This window comes from Pradoshia sp. Z3_51 (genome assembly GCF_058215915.1).
The window spans coordinates 199,139-224,733 of the sequence record NZ_JBZAJC010000002.1; the positions used below are offsets into that span (position 1 = coordinate 199,139).

The window sequence follows — 25,595 nt, forward strand, 5'->3', positions numbered from 1 at the left end:
CTGGGTCCTTTATTTATATTAATATCCGTAATCCCAATCGATTTCTTCTGGATGCCACATAGTAAGCTGAGGAGTTGCGTAAGATTCATCAGTTTGGTTATGTGTGTATTTTTCAACTTCGCTAAATTGAATATTCTCTAAACAAGTAATAACATGGTTATCTTCATATAAAATGGCAGTACCTTTCATAAGTCGGACCCCTTCTTTCCAGCATATTGATTTAAGTTATGCTTTTATCTGTATAATAGTCCTCATTTGTTAAAGCGTCTATATCATTGAGCAAAGTTTCACAAAATAAACACGATTATCGATTAGAATTTAAATATTTATAAAAAAACATTAATTTAAGCCGATACTAGAAAGAAGGCTTTATCTTACTGCAATTAATCGTAAGAGATATGGAAAGGCGCTGTTAAAAATGGATGAACAAAAAGGAATCCTGCTAGAGAGCGGAACAAATGAGTTGGAAATCGTGGAATTTGGTATTGGCGAGCATAAATTTGGAATTAATGTTATCAAAGTTAAAGAAATTATTAACCCAGTACGGATTACCGGTGTTCCACAAACACATCATCATGTTGAAGGAATCATTGAACTTCGTGGAGAGATACTCCCTGTAGTAGATATTGCCAGTGCACTGAATCTCCCAGCATCCCAAGCTCCTGAAAAAGATAAATATATAGTGACTGAGTTTAATAAAATGAAGGTCATTTTTCATGTACATACCGTTACCCAAATCCATAGGATTTCATGGAACCAAATAGAAAAACCATCTGATATGTACCAGGGATTGGATAGTCAGATTACTGGTGTCATTAAAATGAATAATGAAATGCTTTTACTGCTTGATTATGAAAAAATTATTTTGGAAATCAATCCGGAATCAGGAATAACCATTAATCAGATTCAAAAATTAGGAGTTAGAGAACGATCTAATAAGCATTTATTAATTGCTGAGGATTCACCGCTGTTGCGGAAGCTGTTGATGCAGACATTAAAAGAAGCCGGTTATGAACAACTCGATTTCTTTGAAAATGGCAAGGAAGCGCTAACCTTTATAGAGGGAAAGGCACTAGCAGGAACCTTACTGAATGATGTACATTTGGTAATTACAGATATAGAAATGCCACAAATGGATGGTCACCATCTAACCAAACGAATTAAAGAAAATCCTACCTTGTCGGATTTGCCTGTTATCATTTTTTCATCATTAATTACGGACGATTTAAGGCATAAGGGAGAGTTGGTAGGAGCAGATGCACAAATTAGTAAACCTGAAATAGTTGAACTGGTCAAACAGTTAGACAAACTTTTACAAAAGTAAAGCTGCTGAACCCTTTGTTCAGCAGCTTTACTTTTTCCAATTTTGATATGGATAGGATTCACCAAGACGCGTAAAAGTCGGTTTTTGGTATTTCTTTTTATAGTCTTTAGCGCGATCATTATCTGAATTTTCCTTGCATCCTGTATAAGACATCAATAGTTTTTTTGCTTTAGATAAAGAAAGACGTGAAGAGGGGTTTCTTACCTCTTTTGATAAATGACCAAGATGTGTTAATGTTTGAAAGTCGTCCTTTGAGGGCGGAATATGGAATGTATACTTTCCGCATTGTATCAGTACATCTGATTGTTGGAAGCTTAAATGAGGATGGTCTGAATATTGAAGGCCTATTTTCTTTGCCTTTCCTTCTTCAAGCATTTTAATAATCGTTTTTTTCTTTAGATTGTATAGAAATTTAGGGTCTGATGCAGTTTTTGCATGTCTATTCACAGAATAAATCGCTTCTCCCAGGTCATCGGCAGTAAAACAGGCGGGATTAGGAAGATTCCCATTATTTTGATTCATAAATGTTCCTTTCTTCTAAGAATATTTCATGATAATAAGTAAAAGCATATAACTGATTATAACGTGTTCTGCTATGGGATAAAAGGAAAAACGTTTCATATCTTATTTGAACGAATTAATTTTCAAAACAGACTATTGAGAAATTGAAGGTAAAAGAATTATGAAAGTGAGTGTGATACCTTGCAAAAGCTGCTACTTACTGGTTGCGGAGGGGCAATGGGTGCGTTAGCTCGATACGGGATAAGTTTATTGATCCCGTCATCTGGCAGTCCTATTCCGTTTAACACCTTATTCATAAATGGTTTTGGAAGCTTTGTTTTAGCCTATCTCACCTATTCGCTATTTAAAAATGAGGGAAATGAAAGATTAAAATTATTTTTTGGAACTGGTTTATGTGGAGGATTTACAACGATGAGTAGCTTTGCATTGGAAATAACCAATCTCGCAGCAACTTATCCCCTATATAGTCTTATTTATTTTTTTCTGAGTATGATTGCAGGTCTCTTAATGGCATGGTTAGGGTTTATTATGTCTAGTTGGATAAAGAGGGAAGCGCGTTGATTATATTAATTGTATTAGGTGGTTTTCTCGGAGCATGTTTAAGATATGTAATGACTGGCTGGTTAAAAAAATATAATCATTCATTTCCTCTAGCTACTCTTGTTATTAATTTAATTGGTTCGTGTTTAATTGGTATATCGGCCGGGATAGGAATAGAGCGGGGAAGCGGTATGCATATGTTTACTGTGATAGGAAGCTTGGGGGCTTTTACTACATTCTCAACTTTTGCAATTGAAGCCTTGGATTTAATGCTGAGCCGGGAACACCGCAAGTTATTGCTTTATGTAAGTTTTTCTTTGGCAGGAACGTCAGTTTGTTGTATGTTGTGCTATCATCTTATGAAAAATATAGGACATTAACCGCTCGTCTCTATGAAAATTCGACAATGTATTATAAAATAATCGAAAGGAATGTAATTTATTTCAAAAAATGAACTATTAGGTGCCCTGACTATGACAACTTTAAAGAGTAACATTAAAAGCTATACAGGTAATAAACAGGTAGATTTTCTGTTAGATATACAATGTGAAAAAGCACAGGGTTTTTATTTTTCAAGACCAATTCCTGCTATTGAAGCTGAAGAGAAGTATCTGAAAAAGAAGAAATAACACATGGCATAAAACAGCCAGAAAATAGGCAAACGGGCAGAATGTAGGGTCTGCTCGTTTGCCTTTATCGTTTTTTTAAGCCTTCTTGGCCTTTCTGCAAATCAATGACCGTGATTTCAGGACGTGAAAATAACCGGTATGGAATTCGGGTTGTACCTAAACCACGATTTACATACAAGGATAAAGGGCCAACTTTATAGGATCCTTCCCTGTATTTTTCTGCAAAAGGAGGAGTCACAATCGCACCCAAAAGAGGAAACTGAATTTGTCCTCCATGACTATGTCCGCTTAATTGTAAATGAACTGGGTAACTGGCGGCATAATCAGCATAATCAGGAGCGTGAGATAGAAGAATGGTAAATAAATCACTGGATTGTACCGGTATACTTACATCCAGGTTGGGCTTGCCGAGCATTGCATCATCTACCCCGCTTATTACGATTTGACGGCCATTCTGCAGGGTTATAAAGTTTGATTCATTTACTAACAGGGTAAATCCATTACTAACCATAGTCTCTTTGTAAATTTCCGTACCATAACCGCCATGGTCATGATTGCCAAAAACGCAATATTTACCAAGAGGTGCCTCCAGCCGACTTAATAATTGATTGAGCTTAGGAGTTATTCTATATTCATTCGGATTATCCATCAGGTCACCTGTAAAACAAATAATATCGGGATTAAGTGAATGAATGGTTTCAACCGTTTTTTCTAAATCTGACAAATTATATTGGAAACCCAAATGAGTATCACTGAATTGGACAATTCTAATATTTTGAAAGGAGTCTGGAATAAGTGGGTGGGAATAGGAAAAACGTGTTATATCAACCCAGGAGGGTTCAATATCTTTCATATAAAATCGCCCTCCTATAAGAGAGCAAAGAATAGTAGCTATATAGGCAAATGATTTTTTTAAAAAGAATCTTCTGGTTATTTTCTTCATTATAAAGTTCCTATCTCATAATAGTCAGTCTAATCCTATCATTCATTAAGAAAATTGTTAAGATGTATGAGTATTACTTTTTGATTACAAAATTTATGTGCTATTTGGTCTATAGATTAACTACCTAAAATAAGGTAAAATTAAAATACAATAGGTATTTAGATTTATAGAAATAATGATTTATATATTTAGTTAACTGAATGGGATGTTTCATTCTGAGGACGAGGGTGTTACAGATGAATAAAGCCAAATCATATGAAATGATCTATCTTCCTGCAAAAATAGGAATGATAAAAGTATATATGTATGGATTCCATAAAAAAGGAGATCCCGGCAGAGTATTTGTTATGCTTAATGATTTAAAAGTAAATGGCAAAGGTACGAATAAAAAGGAAACATTGATTAGTACTCTTTCTAAACTTAATGAACTAATCAATCAATCATAAGTAAAACATATAAAATTTTTAAGGGCGGCCATTAGGCGGCCCTTTTATCATTTAATTTGATTGGCTAAAATTTAAAAATCCCGTTATATCTATATTTTTCATCTATTTTGCTAATTCAGCATTTCTGGATATTATTGACAGAATTTTGTGATATAATAAAAGTGAATAATCATTCATTTTATTTGGAGGGCTCATATGAAGGGAAAAGTAGTGATTGTAACTGGTGGTTCTAGTGGAATGGGAAAGGCTATGGCTCAACGTTTTGCAAATGAGGGGGCTAAAGTAGTCATTACCGGAAGGAATAAAGAAAAACTGGATAACACCATTAAAGAATTTGCAGAAAATCAGGAGAATATACTGGCTGTTCAGATGGATGTTCGAAATGTGGAGGATGTTAAAAGAACCATTGAAGAGACGGTTAACAGATTTGGTACAATCGATTATTTGATTAATAACGCAGCAGGTAATTTTATTTGTCCGGCAGAGGATCTATCACCGAATGGCTGGAAATCTGTCATTGATATTGTTTTGAATGGTACTTTTTACTGCAGCAGCCTCATCGGCAAGTATTGGATAGAAAATGGCATTAAAGGATCAATCATCAATATGGTCGCTACCTATGCGTGGGATGCAGGTCCATATGTCATTCACTCTGCCTCAGCAAAGGCTGGTGTGCTGACAATGACTAGAACTTTGGCTGTGGAATGGGGTAAAAAATATGGAATCCGCGTAAATGCGATAGCTCCCGGGCCGATTGAAAGAACTGGGGGAGCAGATAAGTTATTTCAATCGGAAGAAGCAGCTCAAAGAACGCTTGAAAGTGTTCCGCTTGGAAGATTAGGAACACCAGAGGAAATTGCAGATTTAGCCCTGTATTTACTGTCTGATCGGGCATACTATATTAATGGTGATTGTATTACAATGGATGGCGGTGCTCATCTCAATCAATTTCCGTTTTAGGCATAGGATGGATGAATGGTTTTAATAAGAATTGAAATCTTTAAAGAGCAGTTCAATATGCTGATTTAATTGAACTGTTTTTTGTGCGTTCATTTGACTAGCTGTTTAAGATGATATTTTAGTTTTCACTATCCTTGTATTATTTTTCAGTAAAAAGTGTTTATTCTGGTAAAAAGGGGAATAAGCTAATAAAGGCCTTGAGATATGTACTTAAAAAGGAGGATCATAATGAAAAAGGTTTTAACTTCGTTGTTTATTACCATGCTTGTATTAGCGGTTTCTCCTCTTGTCAAAGTAGATGCTAAAAGTACACTGGATAAACAAGATGCATTTAATCTTTTAGATAGCGCATTTCAATTGCAGGTATCTCTTTCAGAAAAACCAAGATCAATGGACAATATTCGAGATTTATTAAAAAATTCCTTCTCAGAGGAATACACTGAGGATTTTATAAACATGAATGTACAAAAAAGTGTGGATGGTAGTGGCTATCAAACCTATGGTACGGATATAGCCCTTTATTATATTCCTTTTTTTACATATAGTGAACATACTAAACTAGGATATAGTTCTGCTAATGATCAATGGTATGTGTATGAATGGTTTCCAGGCAATACAGATGGACCAGTCAGCTATGAAGGGCATTACGAGGCAATCGGGCTGATGTATGACCATAATAAATGGGTAATTAATGATTACCAAATTGCTTTCGATCCGAAAACACTTGATGACAGTCAAGAAATAGCCCAAAATTCGAGTGTGGATAAGGAGCCATCCAATCCGACTTTCATAAACAGATTGACAGATTATATTAGCTACGGGTTCATTAATCATATGTCTCATTGGTTTGGGATGATTGCTTTCTAGATACTGATGGCATGAATGGAAAAGCTAATCCTGCTTGAATGAGGATTAGCTTTTTTGTATTAATCTCTAATATTTAACAATTCCATAATTCGTTCCTGGTTAAATCCAATGATTACTTGATCACCAATGACAAACGTTGGGGTAGAATATGAATCATATTTGGTCATAAGTATTTTTTTTGCTTTTGCATCCTTCTGAATATCTTTTAAGGTATAGGGAATATTGTGCTCATCAAAATAATTTTTGGCGTAAGCACATGGCGGACAGCCTGGTTGCGTAAAAAAAAGAACTGGTTCCACTTTTTTCTATCCTTTCTTTTGTTTAATTTGTATCTACCAGTATACATGAAACTTTTTTGTTTACTATAGTACAAATTTTAAGTAGGATATCAGGCAGGGCTATCTTTTATCAAATTAAAGAACTAGAAAGAGAAAAAGAATTGCCAACACCAGAGAGATCTTGTCAATTTATTTTGATTGAGTCTGCTTTAAAGTGAAAAATATGGCGCTGGAATTTTTCTTGGAACGTTTTTATGATAAAATGATGAAGTCTCTAAAAAAAGAGATGAAATAAAAGGTGTAACCATCAAATACGTTATAATGAATTTGGGTATACAAATGATGCCTATTCCTCTATTCTGTTACTAATGGCCAGTCCATAAGCGACAATATATTTTATTTGTTGGTAAGTCATGAAAGGAGCATATATTAGATATGTCACGATTACAAGGAATTTTATCACGTTTGAAAAACTTACAGGAGCAAGGGAAAGTATCAGATACAGCACAACGTGTGTTTGAAGTTGAAGGTCAAGTTAAATGTCAAGTATCTTATTTCGATAAAACTGAAACATTCGAATTAGAGATTTTTCAGGATAAAGGAAAAACTATGAAGTATCAATTTGATAATATTGATATGATTGCCATTGAAATTTTTGAGTTAATTTATAGCTAATTTGGAAATTTGAGATGATTTGGTTATGTTCCATTATCATGATGAAGGTATTTGTTCCTAATCATGTAGGTTATGCTTCTGAAAATCTCTAACTTAAATTTTTAAAGTGGGGAAGGGAAGATAATTACTGACAAATCGAACAGTTAAGTCTTCCGAATAAAACCAAAAGTGGATAACCAGGAACTAACTATATAAGGGGTTCTTAACCATGTTAGATATGCAAAAATTAGATGGATTCGAACTGACTGTAAAGGATTTAATGATTTCGTCTGAACGTGTTGCTCATGTACAGCAGGAAAATAATCTCGAACATGCATTATTGGTTCTTACTAGAAGCGGATATACTGCTATACCAGTTCTGGGACATGATTATAAGCTGCATGGATTAATTAGTACACCAAAGATAATGGATGCAATATTGGGCTTGGAGCGAATTGAATTTGAAAAACTGGAAGAGATGAAGGTTGCAGAAGTGATGGATCCCAATCTTCCATGTCTTAAAGAAAGTGATTCAATTGAAAAAGCAATGGAACTTCTCATTGATCATCCATTTGTATGTGTGGTAGGTACTGAGGGAGCTTTCGAAGGTATATTGACCAGAAGGCAGGTTATGAAGCATACAAATCGTTTAATAAAAATCATTAAATATAATTAATATCAGTATCTCAATCGATAATGATGAGTGGATTAAAAAATAAACATTTTTTAAAACGCCTGGATAAAGATCCAGGCGTTTTTTACATGGTTTATAAAGTTGTATAACTTAAATTTAAAAGTGACTTTAAACAATGTTATCAATAAAACACTCTAAGACATGCTAATAACTCAACAAAACTTTTAATAGATATAATATTCCAAATTAACTTTATCCAGGATAGGAACTTCGTTAAAATGATAGGGAGGGGCGTGGAAAAATGAATTCAATCGATTCAAGCATAGAAAAAAAGTCTTTCAAAAGGGCAAAGAAGAAGACAAAACGCCCTTTAGTATTAATTTCAATCCTATTGGCTTTATTCATGGGTGCCATCGAGGGTACTATCGTTTCAACTGCAATGCCTGAGATCGTTGGTGATCTGGGAGGCTTCTCCCTGTATAGTTGGGTCTTCTCAGCCTATTTGCTAATGAATACGGTAACGGTATTGATCTATGGGAAGCTATCTGATTTATTTGGCAGAAAACCAGTATTGTTATTTGGGATTACAGTGTTTCTGCTTGGTTCCCTCGGCTCTGGATATGCATGGTCCATGCAAAGCTTAATTTTTTTTCGTTTAATACAGGGTTTTGGAGCTGGAGCCATTACGCCCGTTGCAATGACAATTGTGGGGGATATATATACGAAAGAAGAACGAGCAAAAGTTCAGGGGTATTTATCAAGTGTTTGGGGAATATCGGCTATTTTGGGACCTGCTATTGGCGGATTATTAATCGAGTACATATCATGGAGCTGGATCTTTTGGATTAATATTCCGTTAGGATTTCTCTCTTTAGGAGGTTTGCTATTTTTCTTCCATGAGCAAAAGACGGTTAAAAAACAAAAGGTAGATTATATGGGTTCAGCAATGCTTGCTGTTTCTTTGTCGCTTTTAATGTTTTTATTTGTGCAAGGAGGGATTTCATTTTCCTGGCTTTCTTTAAAAAGTTCGTTGTTAATTATACTCCTGCTAATTTTGGTGTTTTGCTTTGTGAAGCATGAAAACAGAACTGTAGAGCCCGTTATGCCTTTTTCTATCTGGAAGAATCAATCAATATTGTTTGCTAATTTAACCTCTCTTACAACCGGTATTGTTTTAATTGGAGTATCAAGCTATTTACCAACATTTGTACAGGGAGTAATGGAGGAATCCCCAATGATAGCAGGATTTACTCTTACTGCCATGTCTATAGGGTGGCCGATAGCATCCTTTATATCAGGCAATATGATCTTGAAGATAGGGTATCGTACTACTTGTATAACAGGTGGAATCTTTATCATACTGGGTGCACTGGCTTTTACATTTTTGCCCTCCCATGGATATGTGTTTTTGGCCGCTTCTGGATCCTTCTTGCTTGGTGTGGGAATGGGGCTTACAAGCACTGCTTTTATCGTGTCCATCCAATCTACTGTGGATTGGGAACAAAGAGGTGCTGCAACAGCTGCAAACATGTTCATGAGAAATCTGGGAAACACAATCGGTGCCGCATTATTGGGAGGTATATTGAATAATCGTTTAAACGCTTATTATTCACAAAATGAAAATATAGATTTAAATTCGGTAAACGAATTGCTTAACACTGAGATTCGATCTTCTTTAGAGCCGGAAAGATTGGAACAGATCCAAAGTGGATTAACACATTCATTGGGTATTGTGTATTTCATTGTCTTACTACTGGCTATACTGAGCTTGTTCTTGATATTGAAAATGCCAAAAGAGAAATCGTAACAGCCTCATTAAATCTGCTATATTGTAATATTTGCAGTTCAGCAGAATATAAAGGTAAAATAAAATGAATGTCTGATTAAGAAGAGATTGGTTTGTGAGGAGAACTAATGGTTATAACTGATTTTGAATTATTGGATACTCTTGCTGTTGAACTGAATTTACGTAAGACTGCCGAAAGAATGTTTGTCTCTCAGCCGGCACTTTCACAACGTCTTCAATCAATAGAAAGAGAATGGGGAACACCGCTTTTTATTAGATCAGCAAAAGGAATGACGTTGACGGAGGCGGGAGAAATTGTCGTTCAATATGCCAGGGAATCCCTGAAATTAAAAGAAAAAACACGAGAAAAAGTAGATGCTCTCAATCATAATGTACAAGGTACATTAAAAATTGCGAGTGCTTCTATAGTCGGCCAATATTGGCTCCCGATGATTTTAAAGAAATATGTTAACAAATATCCCAATGTTAAGATCTCACTTGTGACAGGCTGGAGCAGTGAAATGATCGAAAATATCTATAATGGAGAGTCTCATATTGGTATATTGAGAGGGGTTCCTGACTGGCATGGTTATAAAAAGCTATTGTTCAGTGATCACTTATACCTTGTGGATACCGAGCTTAACCAATTATCAGATGCGTTAACTACAGAACGCCCATTTATCTTGTTTAAAAGTGATTCGAACTATTATCGAGAGATTCAAAATTGGTGGATCCGCCATTATGGAATTCCACCGACACGTACCATTCTTGTGGATCAAATTGAAACCTGTAAACAAATGGTGATGAATGGAATTGGGTATGCCATATTGCCCGGTATTTCTTTAAGAGAAGGTGAAGCCTCGTATTTTAAACATCCCTTGTATGATTTGGAGGGGCAGTCTGTTGAAAGAAAGACATGGCTTGTAAGCTACGATGCTTCCTTAGAATTAAGACAGGTTAAGGCTTTTGTAAGTTTGATTGAGGAAATGTTAATTGAATAGAAATGAAATCTCTATTCTTGTTTTTCCTACTCTTGTTTGATAAAGTAATAGAAAATTATTTAGGGGAGAGAAATATACTATGAAAATGATGGATGCAAATGAAATTATATCCTTTATCGGAAACAGTGTGAAAAAAACGCCGGTTAAAGTATACATAAAGGGAGAAATCAGTGAGCTGGTATTTAATCCTGAGGTTAAAACATTTATTACCGGTAACACAGGGGTGATTTTTGGAGAATGGTCTGATATTCAACCAACATTAGAGGAAAACAAGGCGAAAATAGAAGATTATGTTATTGAAAATGATTGTCGAAATTCCGCAATTCCAATGCTGGATTTAAAAGGGATTAATGCACGTATTGAGCCGGGGGCGATTATCCGTGATCAGGTTCATATTGGAAATAATGCGGTGATTATGATGGGAGCGTCCATTAATATTGGTGCAAGCATCGGAGATAAGACTATGATTGATATGAATGCCGTGCTTGGCGGACGTGCAACTGTCGGTGAAAATTGCCATATTGGAGCAGGAGCAGTGTTGGCTGGCGTAATAGAGCCTCCATCTGCCAATCCTGTTGTAATCGAAGATAATGTACTTGTTGGTGCTAATGCGGTTATTTTAGAAGGTGTCAGAGTAGGAGAGGGAGCTGTAGTAGCGGCTGGAGCAATTGTAGTAGAAGATGTTCCTGCTCATACAGTAGTTGCTGGAGTTCCGGCTAAAGTAATTAAAACAATTGATGAAAAGACTAAATCCAAAATTGAAATTAAGGATGAGCTTCGTCAGCTATAATAAAAATGGAAGGGGCGTAGAGATGATGATTTCCGCGCCTGTTTTTAAATTGGAGATGAGGTGAGCTGCAATTTGGAAAAGTTAATTTCTATAAGAAGAGATTTGCATAGGATCCCTGAACCTGGTTATAAGGAATTTAAGACGCAACAATATTTGATAGATTACATAAGAAATCTTCCTCAGGATCGTATAGAATGGGAAAAATGGAGAACAGGAATTTTTGTTCGAGTAAAAGGGCTATCTCCTGAGAAAACCATAGGCTACCGTGCTGACATTGATGGTTTGCCGATTCGAGAAGAAACGGAGCTTCCCTTTAAATCCGAGCATGCAGATTATATGCATGCATGCGGCCATGATTTTCATATGACCATCGCCCTTGGTGTATTAACAGATTTAGTGGAAAATCCAATCAATGACCATGTATTATTTATGTTCCAGCCCGCAGAAGAGGGCCCTGGAGGAGCAGAGGAGATGATTGCTGCTGAGCAGTTTTCTAAGTGGAGACCTGATTTGATTTTTGGATTGCATATAGCTCCGGAATATCCGGTAGGAACAATCGCTACCAAAACAGGTTTACTCTTTGCTAATACCTCGGAGATCTTTATAGATTTTAAAGGGGTTGGTGGACATGCTGCTTATCCGCATCTGACGAATGATATGGTGATTGCATCCTGTCAATTTGTTACTCAGCTTCAGACTATTGTAGCAAGAAATATTAATCCACTTGATTCGGCTGTTGTTACAATTGGGAAAATAACAGGAGGGACTGTCCAAAATAGTATTGCTGAAAATGCGCGGATAGAAGGGACGATTCGGACGCTATCTGAGGATTCTATGCTATTGATCCGGAATCGAATACTGGAAATGGCAAAAGGAATGGAAGTGGCTCTTGATTGTAAGATTAATGTTGATTTTGGTTCTTCCTACTATCAAGTATATAACGAATCTAATCTAACAGAAGAGTTTATGAAATTTCTGTATCAGCGGCAGGATACGACATTCGTCAATTGCAAGGAAGCAATGACGGGTGAGGACTTTGGATACATGATTAAGGAGATTCCAGGCTTTATGTTCTGGCTTGGTGTTCAGTCATCGTATGGATTGCACCATGCTAAATTAAATCCTGATGAAAAGGCACTACCCTTTGCTGTATCGGTTATAACAGATTATATTCGAATGAAATCAATATAAAAAGAGAACCCGGCTAAAGAGATAGCAGCCGGGTTCTCTATATTATTCTGTTCCTTCAGCAGCGTATTGAAGCCTTATTTGATCGATGGCTATTTTAATCCTAGAGCGCAGCTGACGTTCAACATGGTATTGCTGTCCATTTGTTGTTCGGGCTACAATTTGAATTGTATAATCAGCTGTACCCATATCCTGGATGCCAAGAATCTCGGGTCCCATTAGGATATCTTCATCTTTTTCGGCCATTGTATGGCATATTTCTTTAATTGATTTTGTGATTTCCTCCAAATTATCTTCTGCTTTAAGTTTAATTTCCACCATAGCTCTCATAGCTCCACGTGAATGATTGCTTAGTATGGCAATTTGTCGATTGGGAATATAGTGGAGGCTTCCGTCATAACCTCTTATTTGGATTGTTTTAAGTCCGACTACTTCTACAACGCCTTTAATAACTCCTATTGTCACTTCATCCCCAACATCAATCTGTTTTTCGAGCAGGATAAAGAAGCCGGTTACTACATCACTCACTAATCCCTGGGCCCCAAAGCCGACCGCTAAACCAACGATTCCGGCACCGGCTAGAATCGCACTAACGTTGATTCCTAACATTTCCAGGATGGTGACTATTAAGATAAATATAAAGACGTACCCAAAAGCGTTTTTCGTTAAGGATTCCAATGTTTTCGTACGGTTCTCAGAAAGATTCTCTTTGGCCTGCATGCGCGAGAAAATCTTTTCAATGATTTTAAAAGTAAACGTGCGTATTACTTTATAGATTAAATAAAATAAAAAGATTTTTAGAACCCAAATTCCAATATCGAAAAGCCAGGTTTCCCACTTGAGATCTGAAAATTTAAAACCCATTATGAACGAATTCTCCATTAAACCAATCCTTTCCTAACAACTTCTTTATTGATATAAACGGAAGTATTCAATTATGATAGATACAATTTTTTTGGTATACTATAACCTTCATCTTGAAGGAAAATGTATGCAGCCTTTTACTATCATAATAGAATAATATAGATATACCATAAAGGAAGTTGAATGATTTGCCAAGTGAAAGGTAAAATGTTTGAAAAGACATAATCATTATTCAACATAAACTGATACAATGATAAAGTTATAGATAATAAAGCTTGCTTTTATCAATTTCTACACATTTTAAATATTGACCCTTGAGTTATGTTACTGGTGTGTTCATAGCCACTTTTACTATTTTCCCAAAAAGTTTGGTTGAAAATACTGTAAACATTTAACCGGATTATGTATTATTTGCATATGTGATATTTATTTTGGATATATATTGGAATTTTAGGCGAAAAGAGGGTTCGTTGATTGGAAATCAATCGGTGATTAATAGTTCCGTGGGACATTCAAGAAACATGTGAAGAATGAAGAGCGGTTCTCTCTTTCCGGTAAATAGTATGGATAGGTAATAATCACTTTATAAAACTAAAAAGGAGGCGTCGTAACCTTGAATTTTGAACTGCTGACAATAACGGTATTATGGTCCTTCCTTTATGTATATGTCATAATTGCTTCCATTGAGTTTGGGGTTGGTTTTTTTACATATTATGGTCGTTTTAAAGGTAAGCAGGTGGGAATTCCTAAATCGACAGGTCATTATGATCCACGACTCTGGCATATTACGATTATTTTCTTTATATTTTTTGTGGCAGGATTAATTGGATTTTTTCCGGATACATTTAATTATTTTGGCAGAGCATTGGTTCTACCAGGGCTGGTCGTTTTATTACTGGTAGTCATCAGATTTATGGCACATTTTTTGTATAAAAAAGGGAACAAAACAAGCTGGTCATTTTTGTTCGTTTATGTTTCGACTGGGATCCTTATTCCTGCCTCTTTATCCATTGGGCTTACGATATCTGAGGGAGGTTTTATAAAAAAAGAAGGAGAACGAGTGTTTCTCCTGGTAAAAAAATTGTTCCTCAGTCCTTATTCCTGGAGTGTCGTGTTTCTGACAATTGTAAGTGTATTGTTTATAAGCGCCGTATTCTTGCTCTATTATAAGGAAAAGTCTAATGATAAGGAGGCAAGTATGACTGTGCGAGGCTATGCTCTTTTTTGGAGTGTTCCTACGATCATTGCAGTTGCTTTAGCGACTATTTCATTAAGGGGACATAATTTGCGTCATTTTCAAAATGCTCTGGAGATTTGGTGGTTATTTGCGCTTTCTTTAATTAGCTTTATGGCTGCCCTATACTTAATCATTCGAAATAAAAGACATGGTTTAGCATTTATATTTGTATTACTTCAGTTTTTGTTTGCTTTCTACGGATATGGTATTTCACATTTGCCTTTTATACTTGATCCGTTCATTACATTGGACTCGTTTAATGGGAGCCACTTATGGTTAACATTAGGATGCTTATTGGTAATCGGATTATTGCTTCTGACTCCATTTACTCTATTGATCAATAAAATGTTATTCCGAACAAAATGAAAAACGCGAGTACCTGTTAAGGTACTCGCGTTTGTGCTTTTTATACTTCCATGATAATAGGCAGAATCATCGGACGTCTTTTGGTTCTTTCGTATAAGAAAGGTCCGAGTGTGTCTGTAACTTGATTTTTAATTTCAGACCATTGTGTAGTCTTACGTGCCATGATTTTATTTAAATGCTGAGTGATTAGGTTTTGAGCATCGTTAATCAGATCTCCTGATTCACGCATATAGACGAACCCGCGAGAAATGATATCCGGCCCAGCAGCAATTTTGAACTCTTTCATATTGATGCTGACAACAACTATCACAAGACCTTCTTCTGAAAGAATACGACGGTCGCGAAGGACGATATTTCCAATGTCCCCGATTCCGCTTCCATCAATATAGACATTGCCGGAAGGTACCTTGCCAGCAACGGTAGCACTATCCTGAGTAAGTGCCAGCACTTCACCGTTGTCCATGATAAAGCAATTTTCCTCCAAGACACCGCAATCCACAGCTGTTTGTACATGTGTTCGCTGCATGCGGTATTCTCCATGGATTGGCATAAAGAACTTAGGCTTCATCAATCTGAGCATTAATTTTTGTTCTTCCTGTCCACCATGGCCAGATGTATGAATATTACTTAAAGGACCATGAATGACATCGGCTCCAGCACGGAATAACATATTAATGGTGCGTGATACACTAACCGTATTACCTGGTATTGGTGATGATGAGAATACAACTGTATCACCAGGATTAATCTGGATTTGTCTGTGAGTACCGTTTGCAATTCTAGATAAGGCAGCCATCGGTTCACCCTGTGAACCAGTACAAAGAATCGTTACTTCGTTTGCCGGTAATCTATTTAATTGCTGAGTATCAATAAATGTTTCTTTTGGTGCGGTAATATAACCAAGTTGAAGTCCAATTTCGATGGCATTTTCCATACTGCGACCAAAAACGGCTACTTTCCTGTTGTTTTGTACAGCTGCTTCTGTAACTTGCTGCAGGCGATGAATATTCGAAGCAAAGGTTGCGAAAATAATGCGTCCTTCTACTTTTCGGAATATATCATGTATACTTTCGCCAACTTTACGCTCAGACATAGTGAAATTAGGGATTTCACTATTTGTACTGTCTGAGAGAAGGCATAGAACACCTTCTTTACCAATTTCAGCCATTTTAGTTAAATTGGCAGGTTCTCCAACCGGAGTAAAATCGAACTTGAAATCACCGGTATGTACAATATTGCCCTGTGGTGTTTTAACCACAATGCCGTATGCATCCGGGATACTGTGAGTGGTACGATAGAAAGTAACAGAGGTTTTCCGGAACTTGATCACATCGTCCTCTTTAATTTCATGGATAATGGCTTGTCTTAGTAAACCGTGTTCTTCTAATTTCTTCTTTACTAATCCAAGTGCCAATTTGCCTCCATAAAGTGGAATATTCACTTGCTTTAGTAAATAAGGTATCCCGCCAATATGATCCTCATGACCATGAGTAATAAACAAACCTTTAATCTTGTCCGCGTTTTTTACGATATAGGAATAATCCGGTATGACATAATCAATGCCAAGTAATTCATCTTCCGGAAACTTTATTCCGGCGTCAATTAGAATAATTTCATCCTGGAATTGAACGCCATATGTGTTTTTGCCGATTTCGCCTAGCCCTCCGAGGGCGAAAACAGCTGTTTGGTCGTTCTTGACAAATTTCATATATTATTTGGTCTCCGTAATATGGAAATCTGGATTCTGTTTTTCAAATTCCAAATATTCATCTTTAAGAACTTGAACAAATTCAATATTGTATGGAAGGCTTTTTAACTTTTGGCGGACATCTCTTTCCGATTCCCCTTCAACGTAAATAGATTTAGTATTTTCGCGAACGGGTGTCTCAGCTGCGTTCTCCTGAAAAAAAACTTTAAAAATCATGTAAATCTCTCCTAACTTACTCTTGTAAAATTTATAAATAAAGAGGTGGCAAGGAGCAACAACCAGGCCACCTTATCTATTGATATTCATCTTAGACTGTCGGTCTAAACAGTTCATCATCTCTATTATAAGAAAATTTCCTAACATTTGCATGTTTAAACAATTTTCTTTAAGGACTGTTATCTACTTTACCGTATAGAATAAGCCCTCCGCAAGGATATTTGAAGGGCTTTTCAAAAAATTATGCAATTGATTTCCTGCCCATCAGGTCTTTCCATTGTTTGAGAAGCTTTTTTCTGAGCTTTTTTAACATGGCTGACCATCTCCTTTATCTATTATTTTAATGGTAATTAAGCATTTGGTAAATATGCTTGAGGGATATAAGTACCTAAACGTAAAAATAAATTTATCGTCCCACTCATAAATAGTATATGCTTGGATTCAAAAGCTTATATTGTAATTTATTTACAATCGCGTCTGATTCATAATCTAAGTATAACTAATATCTTTAACCGTTACTATTTTTCCTGAAGAGTCAAGATAACTAATCATAGCTGTTTTCCTGTTGTATGAGATTCCTCATGCAGAGGTTTACTATTTATTATGATAGTATGATTGTAGACAATAATACGTTATATATAGTATTGCGCATCTGGGAGGAAATGTTTATGGGTAAAATTGTATTTTTTGACATTGATGGGACACTTCTAAATTCTGAAAAGAAATTACCGGAATCCACTAAGGAAGCAATCCATTTACTTAGAAAAAATGGGACATACGTTGCAATAGCGACAGGTAGGGCACCTTTTATGTTCAGCCATCTTATTCATGAGCTGGAAATCGACTCTTTTGTCAGCTTTAATGGTCAATATGTTGTTTTTGAGCATGAGATGATTTATAAAAACCCTCTATCTCAATCACAATTAGAAAAATTAACGAGAGAAGCAAAGGCGAATGGTCACTCCATGATCTATATGAATGAGAAAACAATGAAAGCCAACGTTACACATGATCCCTTTATAGAAGAGAGTATGGGATCTCTTCATTTTCCACATCCCGAGGAAAAGGGAGACTTTTATAAAAATCATGAAATTTACCAAGCTCTTTTATTTTGTGAGGAACATCATACGTCTCTTTATGAAGGAAACTATTCGGATCTGCAATTCATACGCTGGCATCCATATGCAATGGATGTAGTACCAAATGGAGGGTCAAAAGCTAAAGGAATTGAGTATGTGATTGAGCGCAAGGGATTCTCTATGGATGAAATTTATGCATTTGGTGATGGATTAAATGATCTTGAAATGATTAAGGCAGCAGGTACGGGTGTGGTCATGGGAAATGGTGTACCGCTGTTAAAGAAAGAAGCGGACTTTATTACAAAAAGCGTAGATTCAGATGGGATTTATTACGGATTAAAGGAATTAAAGCTTATATAAATTTGTTAGTAATCAGCAACTGACTAGTCATAAAATAGGGCAGAGCGGTTTAGCCACATAGTTTCTATAAATAAGTGAACAAAAAAAGACTGTAGACCAACCTAAATAGGGAAAATGTCTACAGTCACAGCCGGTGATTAATCACCGGTTTTTATTTTTCAATGGCTACCGCATTGTCTAAATGGGCAAATGGATCTTTAGGATTTATATGATCATAGAACATGACTCCATTTAAATGATCAATTTCATGCTGAATAATAATGGCCATCATGCCGCTTAATCTTAAAGTAATCTCTTCCCCCTCAAGCGTATAAGCTTGTACTTTTACTTTATTGTAACGGGGAACATAGCCTGGTATGGCACGATCTACTGATAAACAGCCTTCTCCGGTACTTAAATAAGCCTTCTGAACAGAATGGCTAATAATTTTTGGATTAAAGAGAGAATAGCTATGGAGCTTATTTTTATCGTCTGTAGCGTGAATGGCAATCATTCGTTTTGAAATATTAATTTGAGGAGCTGCCAGCCCAACCCCAGGACGTAGACCGTATTTTTCTGCTTTTACTGGATCCTGGCTGTTTTGTACATATTCCATTAAGCTTTTGAGAATTTCTTGGTCTTCTTTGGAAGGCGGAATTTGTACTTCCCCCGCTCTTTTTCGTAGAGTGGGATGCCCTTCTCTGATAATATCTTGCATTGTAATCATTATTTCACCTCATAAAACTGTCCATTTATACTCTATAGTCTATCAAACCTTGCATAAAAAGTTAATTATGACTTCTGTAATCTTAACAAACATATAAGGGGTCTGTACGCCTTACTTATCTTTACGTAGTAGCGTATTTTAAGTTTAGGAATTAATCAATAGCAATCATACTACAATATATTACCTTATATTTAGATTACTAAGTAATTTCGGGGGTATTACTCCTATTATATATGTTATTTGTTGTCAAAATATTTCCATTTCGTTATAGTAAAGTAGGGATAGATAGGAGTGCTAATCATGGAAAAATACAAAAAAATTATTACACTTACAGGTATGTTAGTAGTAATCCTTGCATTAACAGGATGTCTAAACAATAGCAGTCCAGAAGAGAAAATTTATGATACTCTGGAGGAAGTGGCTGCATTGGAGGAAGACTTCCAAAAACAACAAGAGCCGCTTCAAAAGCTGGAGGAAGAAGATAATGAACTGTATGGAAAGATTATACAATTGGGTATGAAGGAAATAGAAGAAATACAATCATTATCAAATGATGCTATTAAAGGAATAGAAGAAAGACAAGCGTTAATGAAGAAGGAAAAAGAAGCTATCGATAAAGCTAAGGAACAATTTAAGGATTTAAATGGTCATATAAACGATCTTGAAGACTCATCCTTAAAAGCAGAAGCGAATGAATTAAAGGATACAATGACGAAAAGATATGATGAGTATGATGAACTGTATAAACATTATACAAAGAGTCTTACACAGGAGAATGAGTTATACACACTCTTTAAAAAAGAGGATGTGACCAAAGAAGATTTACAAGAACAAATTGAGAAAATCAATGAAACGTATAATTCACTGATGAACTCAAACAAAAAATTTAATGACTTAACGAATGAATATAATGAACAAAAGATTGCTTTCTATAAAAGGGCAAAACTAGATGTTGATACAGAATAAGAAAAAGCCATCAGGAGTGATGGCTTTTTTTTATAGAAATTCCAGGTTGTCGATAATCAATTCGATAAGTTTTGGTATGTTTTGTTAAGTAGTAAAACCTAATTGATTTTTGACCAGTATCGAGTATGATTATTTTTATTATAATTTAAAAATGGTTATTAGGTTTTATACATTTAGTATTGCATGTTTAATAAGGTTAGTTATTTTGCCCATATTACTTTAGTTTAGGGGATTATAAATACAGAAAGTTCATCTTTGTAAGCGCTTTTTCCACATTCTGTATTAGTATAAAAAAATATTAATGTATAACAGTTTGTCGTTAAAGAAAGTTTGTGAAAATGTTTACATACTCGAATCATATAAGTTGACGGCAATTATTTAAATCGTGTAAACTTTAACCATTGATACAGTTGTACTACTTTTTATCAAGAGGAAACTAATACAGTTATCTAATGGTTTAGGTGTGGAAAACTGGCATTATGATAATTTAAAGATGGATATTTAACCATTTATAGAAAGGAAGATGTGAATCCTATGGCTTCTAAACAACAGAAAGTCCTTATTGAGGCAGAGAAGCAGTTGGAAAGCGTTAGCGACCAGTTCAAGACGTTGCAAATTTTAAATGAAGAGGGAGAAGTCGTAAATAAATCAGCTATGCCTGATTTAAGCGATGGACAGCTTCAAGAATTAATGAGAAGAATGGTTTACACTCGTATTCTTGATCAACGCTCTATCTCTTTGAATAGACAAGGTCGTCTTGGTTTTTATGCTCCAACAGCTGGACAAGAAGCTTCACAATTGGCATCTCAATTTGCTTTGGAAAAAGAAGATTTCATTTTACCTGGTTACCGAGATGTACCACAAATGATTTGGCATGGTCTTCCATTGACTCAAGCCTTCTTGTTCTCTCGTGGCCATTTTGCTGGAAATCAAATTCCTGCAGACGTTAATGTGATTTCTCCGCAAATCATCATTGGTGCACAATATATCCAATGTGCAGGTGTAGCTCTTGGTATGAAGAAAAATGGAGCGAAATCTGTTGCAATCACATATACAGGTGACGGCGGTGCTTCCCAAGGTGATTTCTACGAGGGAATCAACTTTGCTGGTGCATTTAAAGCTCCTGCAATCTTTATCGTTCAAAATAACCGTTTTGCGATTTCTACACCGGTTGAAAAACAATCAGCTGCTAAAACAATCGCTCAAAAAGCAATGGCTGCCGGTATCCCAGGTATTCAGGTAGACGGTATGGATCCATTAGCTGTTTACACTGCAGTTAAAGAGGCACGCGAAAGAGCAATTAATGGAGAAGGTCCTACTTTAATTGAAACTTTAACTTATCGTTATGGTCCACATACAATGGCTGGTGATGATCCAACACGTTACCGTACAGCTGACCTTGATAACGAGTGGGAGAAAAAAGATCCACTTGTTCGTTTCCGTAAATTCCTAGAAGGAAAAGGACTATGGAGCGAAGAGAAAGAAAATGAAGTAATTGAACAAGCAAAAGAAGATATCAAAGTTGCTATTAAAGAAGCGGATAATACTCCAAAACAAAAAGTAACTGATTTAATTATGAATATGTATGAAGAGCTTCCATACAACCTAGAAGAACAATATGAAATTTACAAAGAAAAGGAGTCGAAATAAGCCATGGCCCAAATGACGATGATTCAAGCCATCACTGATGCATTACGTACTGAAATGCGTAATGATCCTAAAGTTCTCGTTTTTGGTGAGGACGTAGGAGTAAACGGTGGTGTCTTCCGTGCTACTGAAGGATTACAAAAGGAGTTTGGAGAAGACCGCATCTTTGATACCCCTTTAGCTGAATCTGGTATTGGTGGATTGGCAATTGGACTTGGATTGCAAGGATTCCGTCCTGTTCCTGAAATCCAATTCTTCGGCTTCGTATTCGAAGTTATGGACTCTATTGCTGGTCAAATGGCTCGTATGAGATATCGCTCCGGTGGTACTTATACTTCACCAATTACAATCCGTTCACCATTTGGTGGTGGTGTACATACACCTGAGATGCATGCAGATAGCCTTGAAGGTTTAATGGCTCAAACACCAGGTGTAAAAGTGGTTATTCCATCTACACCTTATGATGCAAAAGGTTTGTTAATCTCTGCTATCCGTGATAACGATCCGGTAATCTTCTTAGAACACATGAAATTATACCGTTCTTTCCGTCAAGAAGTACCTGAAGGGGAATATACAATTCCATTAGGTAAAGCTGATGTGAAACGTGAAGGTACTGATCTTTCTATTATTACTTATGGCGCAATGGTTCAGGAATCACTTAAAGCTGCAGAGCAACTTGAAAAAGAAGGTGTATCTGCAGAAGTAATCGATTTAAGAACAATTAGCCCGCTTGATATTGATACAATTATTGCATCTGTTGAGAAAACTGGACGCGCAATTGTTGTACAAGAAGCACAAAAACAAGCAGGTATTGCTGCTCAAGTTGTTGCTGAAATCAACGACCGTGCCATTCTAAGCCTGGAAGCACCAGTATTGCGTGTAACTGCTCCTGATACAGTATTTGCATTCTCTCAAGCTGAGCCTATATGGTTGCCAAATCATAAAGATGTACTTGAAACTGCAAAAAAAGTTTTAGAATTTTAACATAACAGGAGATGCTTTCGTGGCATTTCCTGACTAACACAACCATAACTTTAAAAACTGAAAAGAAAGAGGAGGAAGAAAAGCCATGGCTTTTAAATTTAAACTCCCGGATATCGGCGAAGGTATACATGAAGGTGAAATAGTAAAATGGTTTATTAAACCAGGTGATAAAGTACAGGAAGATGACGTACTGTGTGAAGTGCAAAATGACAAATCTGTTGTTGAAATTCCATCTCCAGTAGAAGGTACTGTTCAAGAAGTATTAGTTGAAGAAGGTACTGTAGCAGTAGTTGGTGATGTACTTGTAACTTTTGATGCACCAGGTTATGAAGATGTACAATTTAAAGGTGATGAGCACGGTGAAGAAAAAACTGAAGCTCAAGTTCAATCTACTTTAGAAAGCGGACAAGACCTTAAGAAAGAAGCAGCAGCTCCAGCAAACTCTGATACTCCAACTGGTGCAGGTTCACAGCCACAAGCAGAAGAAACTGCAAGTGACCGTGTAATCGCAATGCCATCTGTTAGAAAATTTGCTAGAGAAAACGGTGTGGATATTCACAAGGTTAAAGGCACAGGCAAAAATGGCCGTGTATTAAAAGAAGATATCCAAGCATTTATGAATGGTGGACAAGAAAGTGCGCCTGTACAAGAAGCTCCTGCTGCCAAAGAAGATTCTAAACCAGCTGCAGCGGCTATTCCTGCAGGAGAATATCCTGAAACTCGTGAAAAAATGAGTGGAATTCGTAAAGCTATTTCTAAAGCGATGGTTAACTCTAAACATACAGCTCCACACGTTACATTGATGGACGAAGTAGATGTGACTAAATTGGTTGCTCACAGAAAGAAATTCAAAGAAGTTGCAGCTGAAAAAGGAATTAAGCTAACATTCCTTCCTTACGTTGTTAAAGCTTTAACAAGTGCATTAAGAGAGTACCCAGCATTAAATACATCTCTTGATGATGCTACACAAGAAATTATCCATAAACACTATTACAATATCGGTATTGCAGCTGATACTGAAAAAGGACTTCTTGTACCTGTAGTTAAAGATGCAGATCGTAAATCTATGTTTGCTATCTCTAATGAAATCAACACACTTGCCGGAAAAGCTCGTGATGGTAAATTAGCTCCTAATGAAATGAAGGGTGCTTCTTGCACAATTTCAAATATCGGTTCTGCCGGTGGACAATGGTTCACACCAGTTATTAACCACCCAGAAGTTGCGATTCTTGGAATCGGACGTATTGCAGAAAAACCAATCGTTCGTGATGGTGAAATTGTAGCTGCTCCTGTATTATCATTATCTTTAAGCTTTGACCACCGTATGATTGATGGAGCTACTGGTCAAAATGCATTAAATCACATTAAACGTTTATTAAATGACCCAGAATTATTATTGATGGAGGGATAAGACATGGTAGTTGGAGATTTTCCAATTGAAACAGATACTATAGTAATCGGTTCTGGTCCAGGAGGTTACGTGGCTGCAATCCGTGCTGCGCAACTTGGACAAAAAGTAACAATCGTTGAAAAAGGAGACCTTGGTGGCGTATGTTTGAACGTTGGATGTATTCCATCCAAAGCCTTAATTACTGCAGGTCACCGTTATCATGATGCCAAACATTCTGAAGATCTTGGTATCACTGCTGAAAACGTAAAAGTGGACTTCTCTAAAGTTCAAGCCTGGAAAGGTACTGTAGTAGAAAAATTAACAAGTGGTGTTGGCGGATTACTTAAAGGTAACAAAGTAGACATCGTTAAAGGTGAAGCTTACTTTGTAGACGCTAATAACATCCGTGTTATGACTGAAAATAGCGCTCAAACATATACATTTAAAAACGCTATTATCGCAACAGGTTCTAGACCGATTGAATTACCGACATTTAAATATTCTGATCGTGTCATTCATTCCACTGGTGCTTTAAACCTTGATAATATCCCTGCAAGCATGGCTATTATCGGCGGTGGAGTAATTGGAGTTGAGCTTGGTTCTGTATATGCTAACTTTGGTACTAAAGTAACCATTCTAGAAGGTATGGACGAAATCTTGGCTGCTTTCGAAAAACCAATGTCTTCTATCGTTAAACGTAACTTGAAGAAGAAAGATGTAGATATCTTCACTAAAGTTAAAGCTAAAGGCGTGGAAGAAACTGAAAATGGTGTAATTGTTACTTACGAAGAAAAAGGCGAAGAGAAAAAAGTTGAAGCTGAATATCTATTGGTAACAGTTGGAAGAAAACCTAATACTGATGAAATTGGTTTAGAACAAGTCGGTATTGAACTAGATGAAAGAGGCTTCATTAAAACAGATAAGCAATGCCGTACATCTGTAAGTAATATTTTTGCGATTGGTGATATCATCTCTGGCCCTCAATTAGCTCATAAGGCTTCTTATGAAGGTAAAATCGCTGCTGAAGTTATTTCAGGACATGCAGCTGAGATTGATTATCTAGGTATTCCTGCAGTTGTATTCTCCGAACCGGAACTTGCAACAGTTGGTTATACTGAACAACAAGCAAAAGAAGAAGGTTTAGATATCGTTGCTGCTAAATTCCCATTTGCAGCAAACGGACGTGCTTTAGCATTAAATTCTGCAGAAGGATTTATGAAGTTAATTACACGTAAAGAAGACGGATTAGTAATCGGTTCTCAAATTGCTGGACCTGGTGCTTCTGATATGATTGCAGAGCTAGGCCTTGCAATTGAAGCAGGAATGACTGCTGAAGACATCGCTATGACTATTCATGCTCACCCTACATTGGGAGAAATCACAATGGAAGCAGCAGAAGTTGCGATGGGAAGCCCAATCCACATTATTAAATAATTAATTATTTTTTACACCCCTATCCTTTTTGGACAGGGGTGTTTTATTTTGTCGGTAAAGTGGTAAAATATAGGAT

The 25,595-nt window shown here is 36.3% G+C and carries 28 protein-coding genes; 20 read left to right on the forward strand and 8 right to left on the reverse strand.

Features of this window, described 5'->3' with window-relative positions; all coding sequences use genetic code 11:
• Nucleotides 1-18: 18 nt before the first annotated feature.
• Complete coding sequence (locus AC4BHA_RS04555; RefSeq protein ID WP_175354218.1) at nucleotides 19-189, reverse strand: hypothetical protein; 171 nt, start codon at nucleotides 187-189, stop codon at nucleotides 19-21.
• Between the two features lie 229 nt (nucleotides 190-418).
• Between AC4BHA_RS04555 and AC4BHA_RS04560 the strand changes: the two genes are divergently transcribed.
• The gene (locus tag AC4BHA_RS04560; protein WP_490558224.1) at nucleotides 419-1,324 is read left to right on the forward strand and encodes a chemotaxis protein; all 906 of its coding nucleotides are present in this window, start codon (nucleotides 419-421) and stop codon (nucleotides 1,322-1,324) included.
• Nucleotides 1,325-1,351: 27 nt separating this feature from the next.
• Here AC4BHA_RS04560 and AC4BHA_RS04565 read toward each other — a convergent pair whose 3' ends face one another.
• Nucleotides 1,352-1,846: a YkyB family protein gene (locus AC4BHA_RS04565; RefSeq protein WP_066100915.1), complete on the reverse strand. Its 495-nt coding sequence runs from the start codon at nucleotides 1,844-1,846 to the stop codon at nucleotides 1,352-1,354.
• 180 nt (nucleotides 1,847-2,026) lie between these two features.
• On the opposite strand from AC4BHA_RS04565, the gene AC4BHA_RS04570 reads away from it, so the two are divergent.
• From AC4BHA_RS04570 to AC4BHA_RS04580, 3 genes are all read left to right on the forward strand, one after another.
• Nucleotides 2,027-2,407 carry a fluoride efflux transporter FluC gene (locus AC4BHA_RS04570; protein WP_140461227.1) on the forward strand — a complete coding sequence of 127 codons (381 nt, stop codon included), beginning with the start codon at nucleotides 2,027-2,029 and terminating at the stop codon, nucleotides 2,405-2,407.
• Nucleotides 2,404-2,766 (forward strand): fluoride efflux transporter FluC, encoded by a 363-nt coding sequence (locus AC4BHA_RS04575; RefSeq protein ID WP_077247944.1) that lies wholly within the window; start codon nucleotides 2,404-2,406, stop codon nucleotides 2,764-2,766. Before AC4BHA_RS04570 ends, AC4BHA_RS04575 begins: the two co-directional genes overlap by 4 nt.
• 93 nt (nucleotides 2,767-2,859) lie before the next feature.
• Nucleotides 2,860-3,015 carry a hypothetical protein gene (locus AC4BHA_RS04580; protein WP_175354217.1) on the forward strand — a complete coding sequence of 52 codons (156 nt, stop codon included), beginning with the start codon at nucleotides 2,860-2,862 and terminating at the stop codon, nucleotides 3,013-3,015.
• A gap of 64 nt (nucleotides 3,016-3,079) precedes the next feature.
• Here AC4BHA_RS04580 and AC4BHA_RS04585 read toward each other — a convergent pair whose 3' ends face one another.
• Nucleotides 3,080-3,868 carry a metallophosphoesterase gene (locus AC4BHA_RS04585; protein WP_490558225.1) on the reverse strand — a complete coding sequence of 263 codons (789 nt, stop codon included), beginning with the start codon at nucleotides 3,866-3,868 and terminating at the stop codon, nucleotides 3,080-3,082.
• Between the two features lie 326 nt (nucleotides 3,869-4,194).
• Here AC4BHA_RS04585 and AC4BHA_RS04590 point away from each other — a divergent pair, with 326 nt between their 5' ends.
• From AC4BHA_RS04590 to AC4BHA_RS04600, 3 genes are all read left to right on the forward strand, one after another.
• Complete coding sequence (locus AC4BHA_RS04590; protein ID WP_066100906.1) at nucleotides 4,195-4,404, forward strand: hypothetical protein; 210 nt, start codon at nucleotides 4,195-4,197, stop codon at nucleotides 4,402-4,404.
• A 195-nt stretch (nucleotides 4,405-4,599) separates the two neighbouring features.
• Nucleotides 4,600-5,364 carry a 2,4-dienoyl-CoA reductase gene (gene fadH, locus AC4BHA_RS04595; protein ID WP_066100902.1) on the forward strand — a complete coding sequence of 255 codons (765 nt, stop codon included), beginning with the start codon at nucleotides 4,600-4,602 and terminating at the stop codon, nucleotides 5,362-5,364.
• Between the two features lie 228 nt (nucleotides 5,365-5,592).
• Nucleotides 5,593-6,231 carry a DUF3993 domain-containing protein gene (locus AC4BHA_RS04600; protein WP_180349914.1) on the forward strand — a complete coding sequence of 213 codons (639 nt, stop codon included), beginning with the start codon at nucleotides 5,593-5,595 and terminating at the stop codon, nucleotides 6,229-6,231.
• A gap of 59 nt (nucleotides 6,232-6,290) precedes the next feature.
• Here the strand turns inward: AC4BHA_RS04600 and AC4BHA_RS04605 are convergent, their stop codons facing one another.
• The gene (locus AC4BHA_RS04605; RefSeq protein WP_066100896.1) at nucleotides 6,291-6,530 is read right to left on the reverse strand and encodes a glutaredoxin family protein; all 240 of its coding nucleotides are present in this window, start codon (nucleotides 6,528-6,530) and stop codon (nucleotides 6,291-6,293) included.
• 414 nt (nucleotides 6,531-6,944) lie between these two features.
• Here AC4BHA_RS04605 and AC4BHA_RS04610 point away from each other — a divergent pair, with 414 nt between their 5' ends.
• From AC4BHA_RS04610 to AC4BHA_RS04635, 6 genes are all read left to right on the forward strand, one after another.
• A complete protein-coding gene (locus AC4BHA_RS04610) occupies nucleotides 6,945-7,184 on the forward strand; it encodes a YkuJ family protein (protein ID WP_066100892.1) in 240 nt (79 codons plus the stop codon).
• Nucleotides 7,185-7,392: 208 nt separating this feature from the next.
• Entirely contained in the window at nucleotides 7,393-7,839 is a 447-nt protein-coding gene (cbpB, locus tag AC4BHA_RS04615; protein ID WP_066100889.1) for a cyclic-di-AMP-binding protein CbpB, read from the forward strand.
• A 259-nt stretch (nucleotides 7,840-8,098) separates the two neighbouring features.
• Complete coding sequence (locus AC4BHA_RS04620; protein ID WP_066100885.1) at nucleotides 8,099-9,604, forward strand: MDR family MFS transporter; 1,506 nt, start codon at nucleotides 8,099-8,101, stop codon at nucleotides 9,602-9,604.
• Between the two features lie 107 nt (nucleotides 9,605-9,711).
• A complete protein-coding gene (ccpC, locus tag AC4BHA_RS04625; protein WP_066100883.1) occupies nucleotides 9,712-10,584 on the forward strand; it encodes a transcriptional regulator CcpC in 873 nt (290 codons plus the stop codon).
• A 79-nt stretch (nucleotides 10,585-10,663) separates the two neighbouring features.
• Complete coding sequence (dapD, locus tag AC4BHA_RS04630; RefSeq protein WP_066100880.1) at nucleotides 10,664-11,374, forward strand: 2,3,4,5-tetrahydropyridine-2,6-dicarboxylate N-acetyltransferase; 711 nt, start codon at nucleotides 10,664-10,666, stop codon at nucleotides 11,372-11,374.
• 72 nt (nucleotides 11,375-11,446) lie between these two features.
• Entirely contained in the window at nucleotides 11,447-12,565 is a 1,119-nt protein-coding gene (locus AC4BHA_RS04635; RefSeq protein WP_066100876.1) for an N-acetyldiaminopimelate deacetylase, read from the forward strand.
• A 42-nt stretch (nucleotides 12,566-12,607) separates the two neighbouring features.
• On the opposite strand, the gene AC4BHA_RS04640 is transcribed toward AC4BHA_RS04635, so the two are convergent.
• Nucleotides 12,608-13,426, reverse strand: a complete 819-nt coding sequence (locus tag AC4BHA_RS04640; protein WP_066100873.1) for a mechanosensitive ion channel family protein — start codon at nucleotides 13,424-13,426, stop codon at nucleotides 12,608-12,610.
• Between the two features lie 613 nt (nucleotides 13,427-14,039).
• Here AC4BHA_RS04640 and AC4BHA_RS04645 point away from each other — a divergent pair.
• Nucleotides 14,040-15,029, forward strand: a complete 990-nt coding sequence (locus AC4BHA_RS04645) for a cytochrome d ubiquinol oxidase subunit II (RefSeq protein WP_066100870.1) — start codon at nucleotides 14,040-14,042, stop codon at nucleotides 15,027-15,029.
• A gap of 40 nt (nucleotides 15,030-15,069) precedes the next feature.
• Here AC4BHA_RS04645 and rnjA read toward each other — a convergent pair whose 3' ends face one another.
• Nucleotides 15,070-16,737, reverse strand: coding sequence for a ribonuclease J1 (gene rnjA / locus AC4BHA_RS04650; RefSeq protein ID WP_066100868.1), 1,668 nt, complete (start codon nucleotides 16,735-16,737; stop codon nucleotides 15,070-15,072).
• 3 nt (nucleotides 16,738-16,740) lie between these two features.
• Nucleotides 16,741-16,953, reverse strand: coding sequence for a DNA-dependent RNA polymerase subunit epsilon (locus AC4BHA_RS04655; protein ID WP_066100864.1), 213 nt, complete (start codon nucleotides 16,951-16,953; stop codon nucleotides 16,741-16,743).
• A 668-nt stretch (nucleotides 16,954-17,621) separates the two neighbouring features.
• Between AC4BHA_RS04655 and AC4BHA_RS04660 the strand changes: the two genes are divergently transcribed.
• Nucleotides 17,622-18,392 (forward strand): Cof-type HAD-IIB family hydrolase, encoded by a 771-nt coding sequence (locus AC4BHA_RS04660; protein WP_066100860.1) that lies wholly within the window; start codon nucleotides 17,622-17,624, stop codon nucleotides 18,390-18,392.
• Nucleotides 18,393-18,543: 151 nt separating this feature from the next.
• Here the strand turns inward: AC4BHA_RS04660 and def are convergent, their stop codons facing one another.
• Complete coding sequence (gene def / locus AC4BHA_RS04665) at nucleotides 18,544-19,098, reverse strand: peptide deformylase (RefSeq protein WP_066100859.1); 555 nt, start codon at nucleotides 19,096-19,098, stop codon at nucleotides 18,544-18,546.
• A 300-nt stretch (nucleotides 19,099-19,398) separates the two neighbouring features.
• Here def and AC4BHA_RS04670 point away from each other — a divergent pair, with 300 nt between their 5' ends.
• From AC4BHA_RS04670 to lpdA, 5 genes are all read left to right on the forward strand, one after another.
• Nucleotides 19,399-20,064, forward strand: coding sequence for a YkyA family protein (locus AC4BHA_RS04670; RefSeq protein ID WP_066100857.1), 666 nt, complete (start codon nucleotides 19,399-19,401; stop codon nucleotides 20,062-20,064).
• 534 nt (nucleotides 20,065-20,598) lie between these two features.
• Nucleotides 20,599-21,714, forward strand: coding sequence for a pyruvate dehydrogenase (acetyl-transferring) E1 component subunit alpha (gene pdhA, locus AC4BHA_RS04675; protein WP_490558226.1), 1,116 nt, complete (start codon nucleotides 20,599-20,601; stop codon nucleotides 21,712-21,714).
• 3 nt (nucleotides 21,715-21,717) lie between these two features.
• Nucleotides 21,718-22,695 (forward strand): alpha-ketoacid dehydrogenase subunit beta, encoded by a 978-nt coding sequence (locus AC4BHA_RS04680; RefSeq protein ID WP_066100851.1) that lies wholly within the window; start codon nucleotides 21,718-21,720, stop codon nucleotides 22,693-22,695.
• Nucleotides 22,696-22,780: 85 nt separating this feature from the next.
• Entirely contained in the window at nucleotides 22,781-24,106 is a 1,326-nt protein-coding gene (locus AC4BHA_RS04685) for a dihydrolipoamide acetyltransferase family protein (RefSeq protein ID WP_066100849.1), read from the forward strand.
• 3 nt (nucleotides 24,107-24,109) lie between these two features.
• Nucleotides 24,110-25,519 (forward strand): dihydrolipoyl dehydrogenase, encoded by a 1,410-nt coding sequence (gene lpdA, locus AC4BHA_RS04690; protein WP_490558227.1) that lies wholly within the window; start codon nucleotides 24,110-24,112, stop codon nucleotides 25,517-25,519.
• The last annotated feature ends 76 nt before the right edge of the window (nucleotides 25,520-25,595 follow it).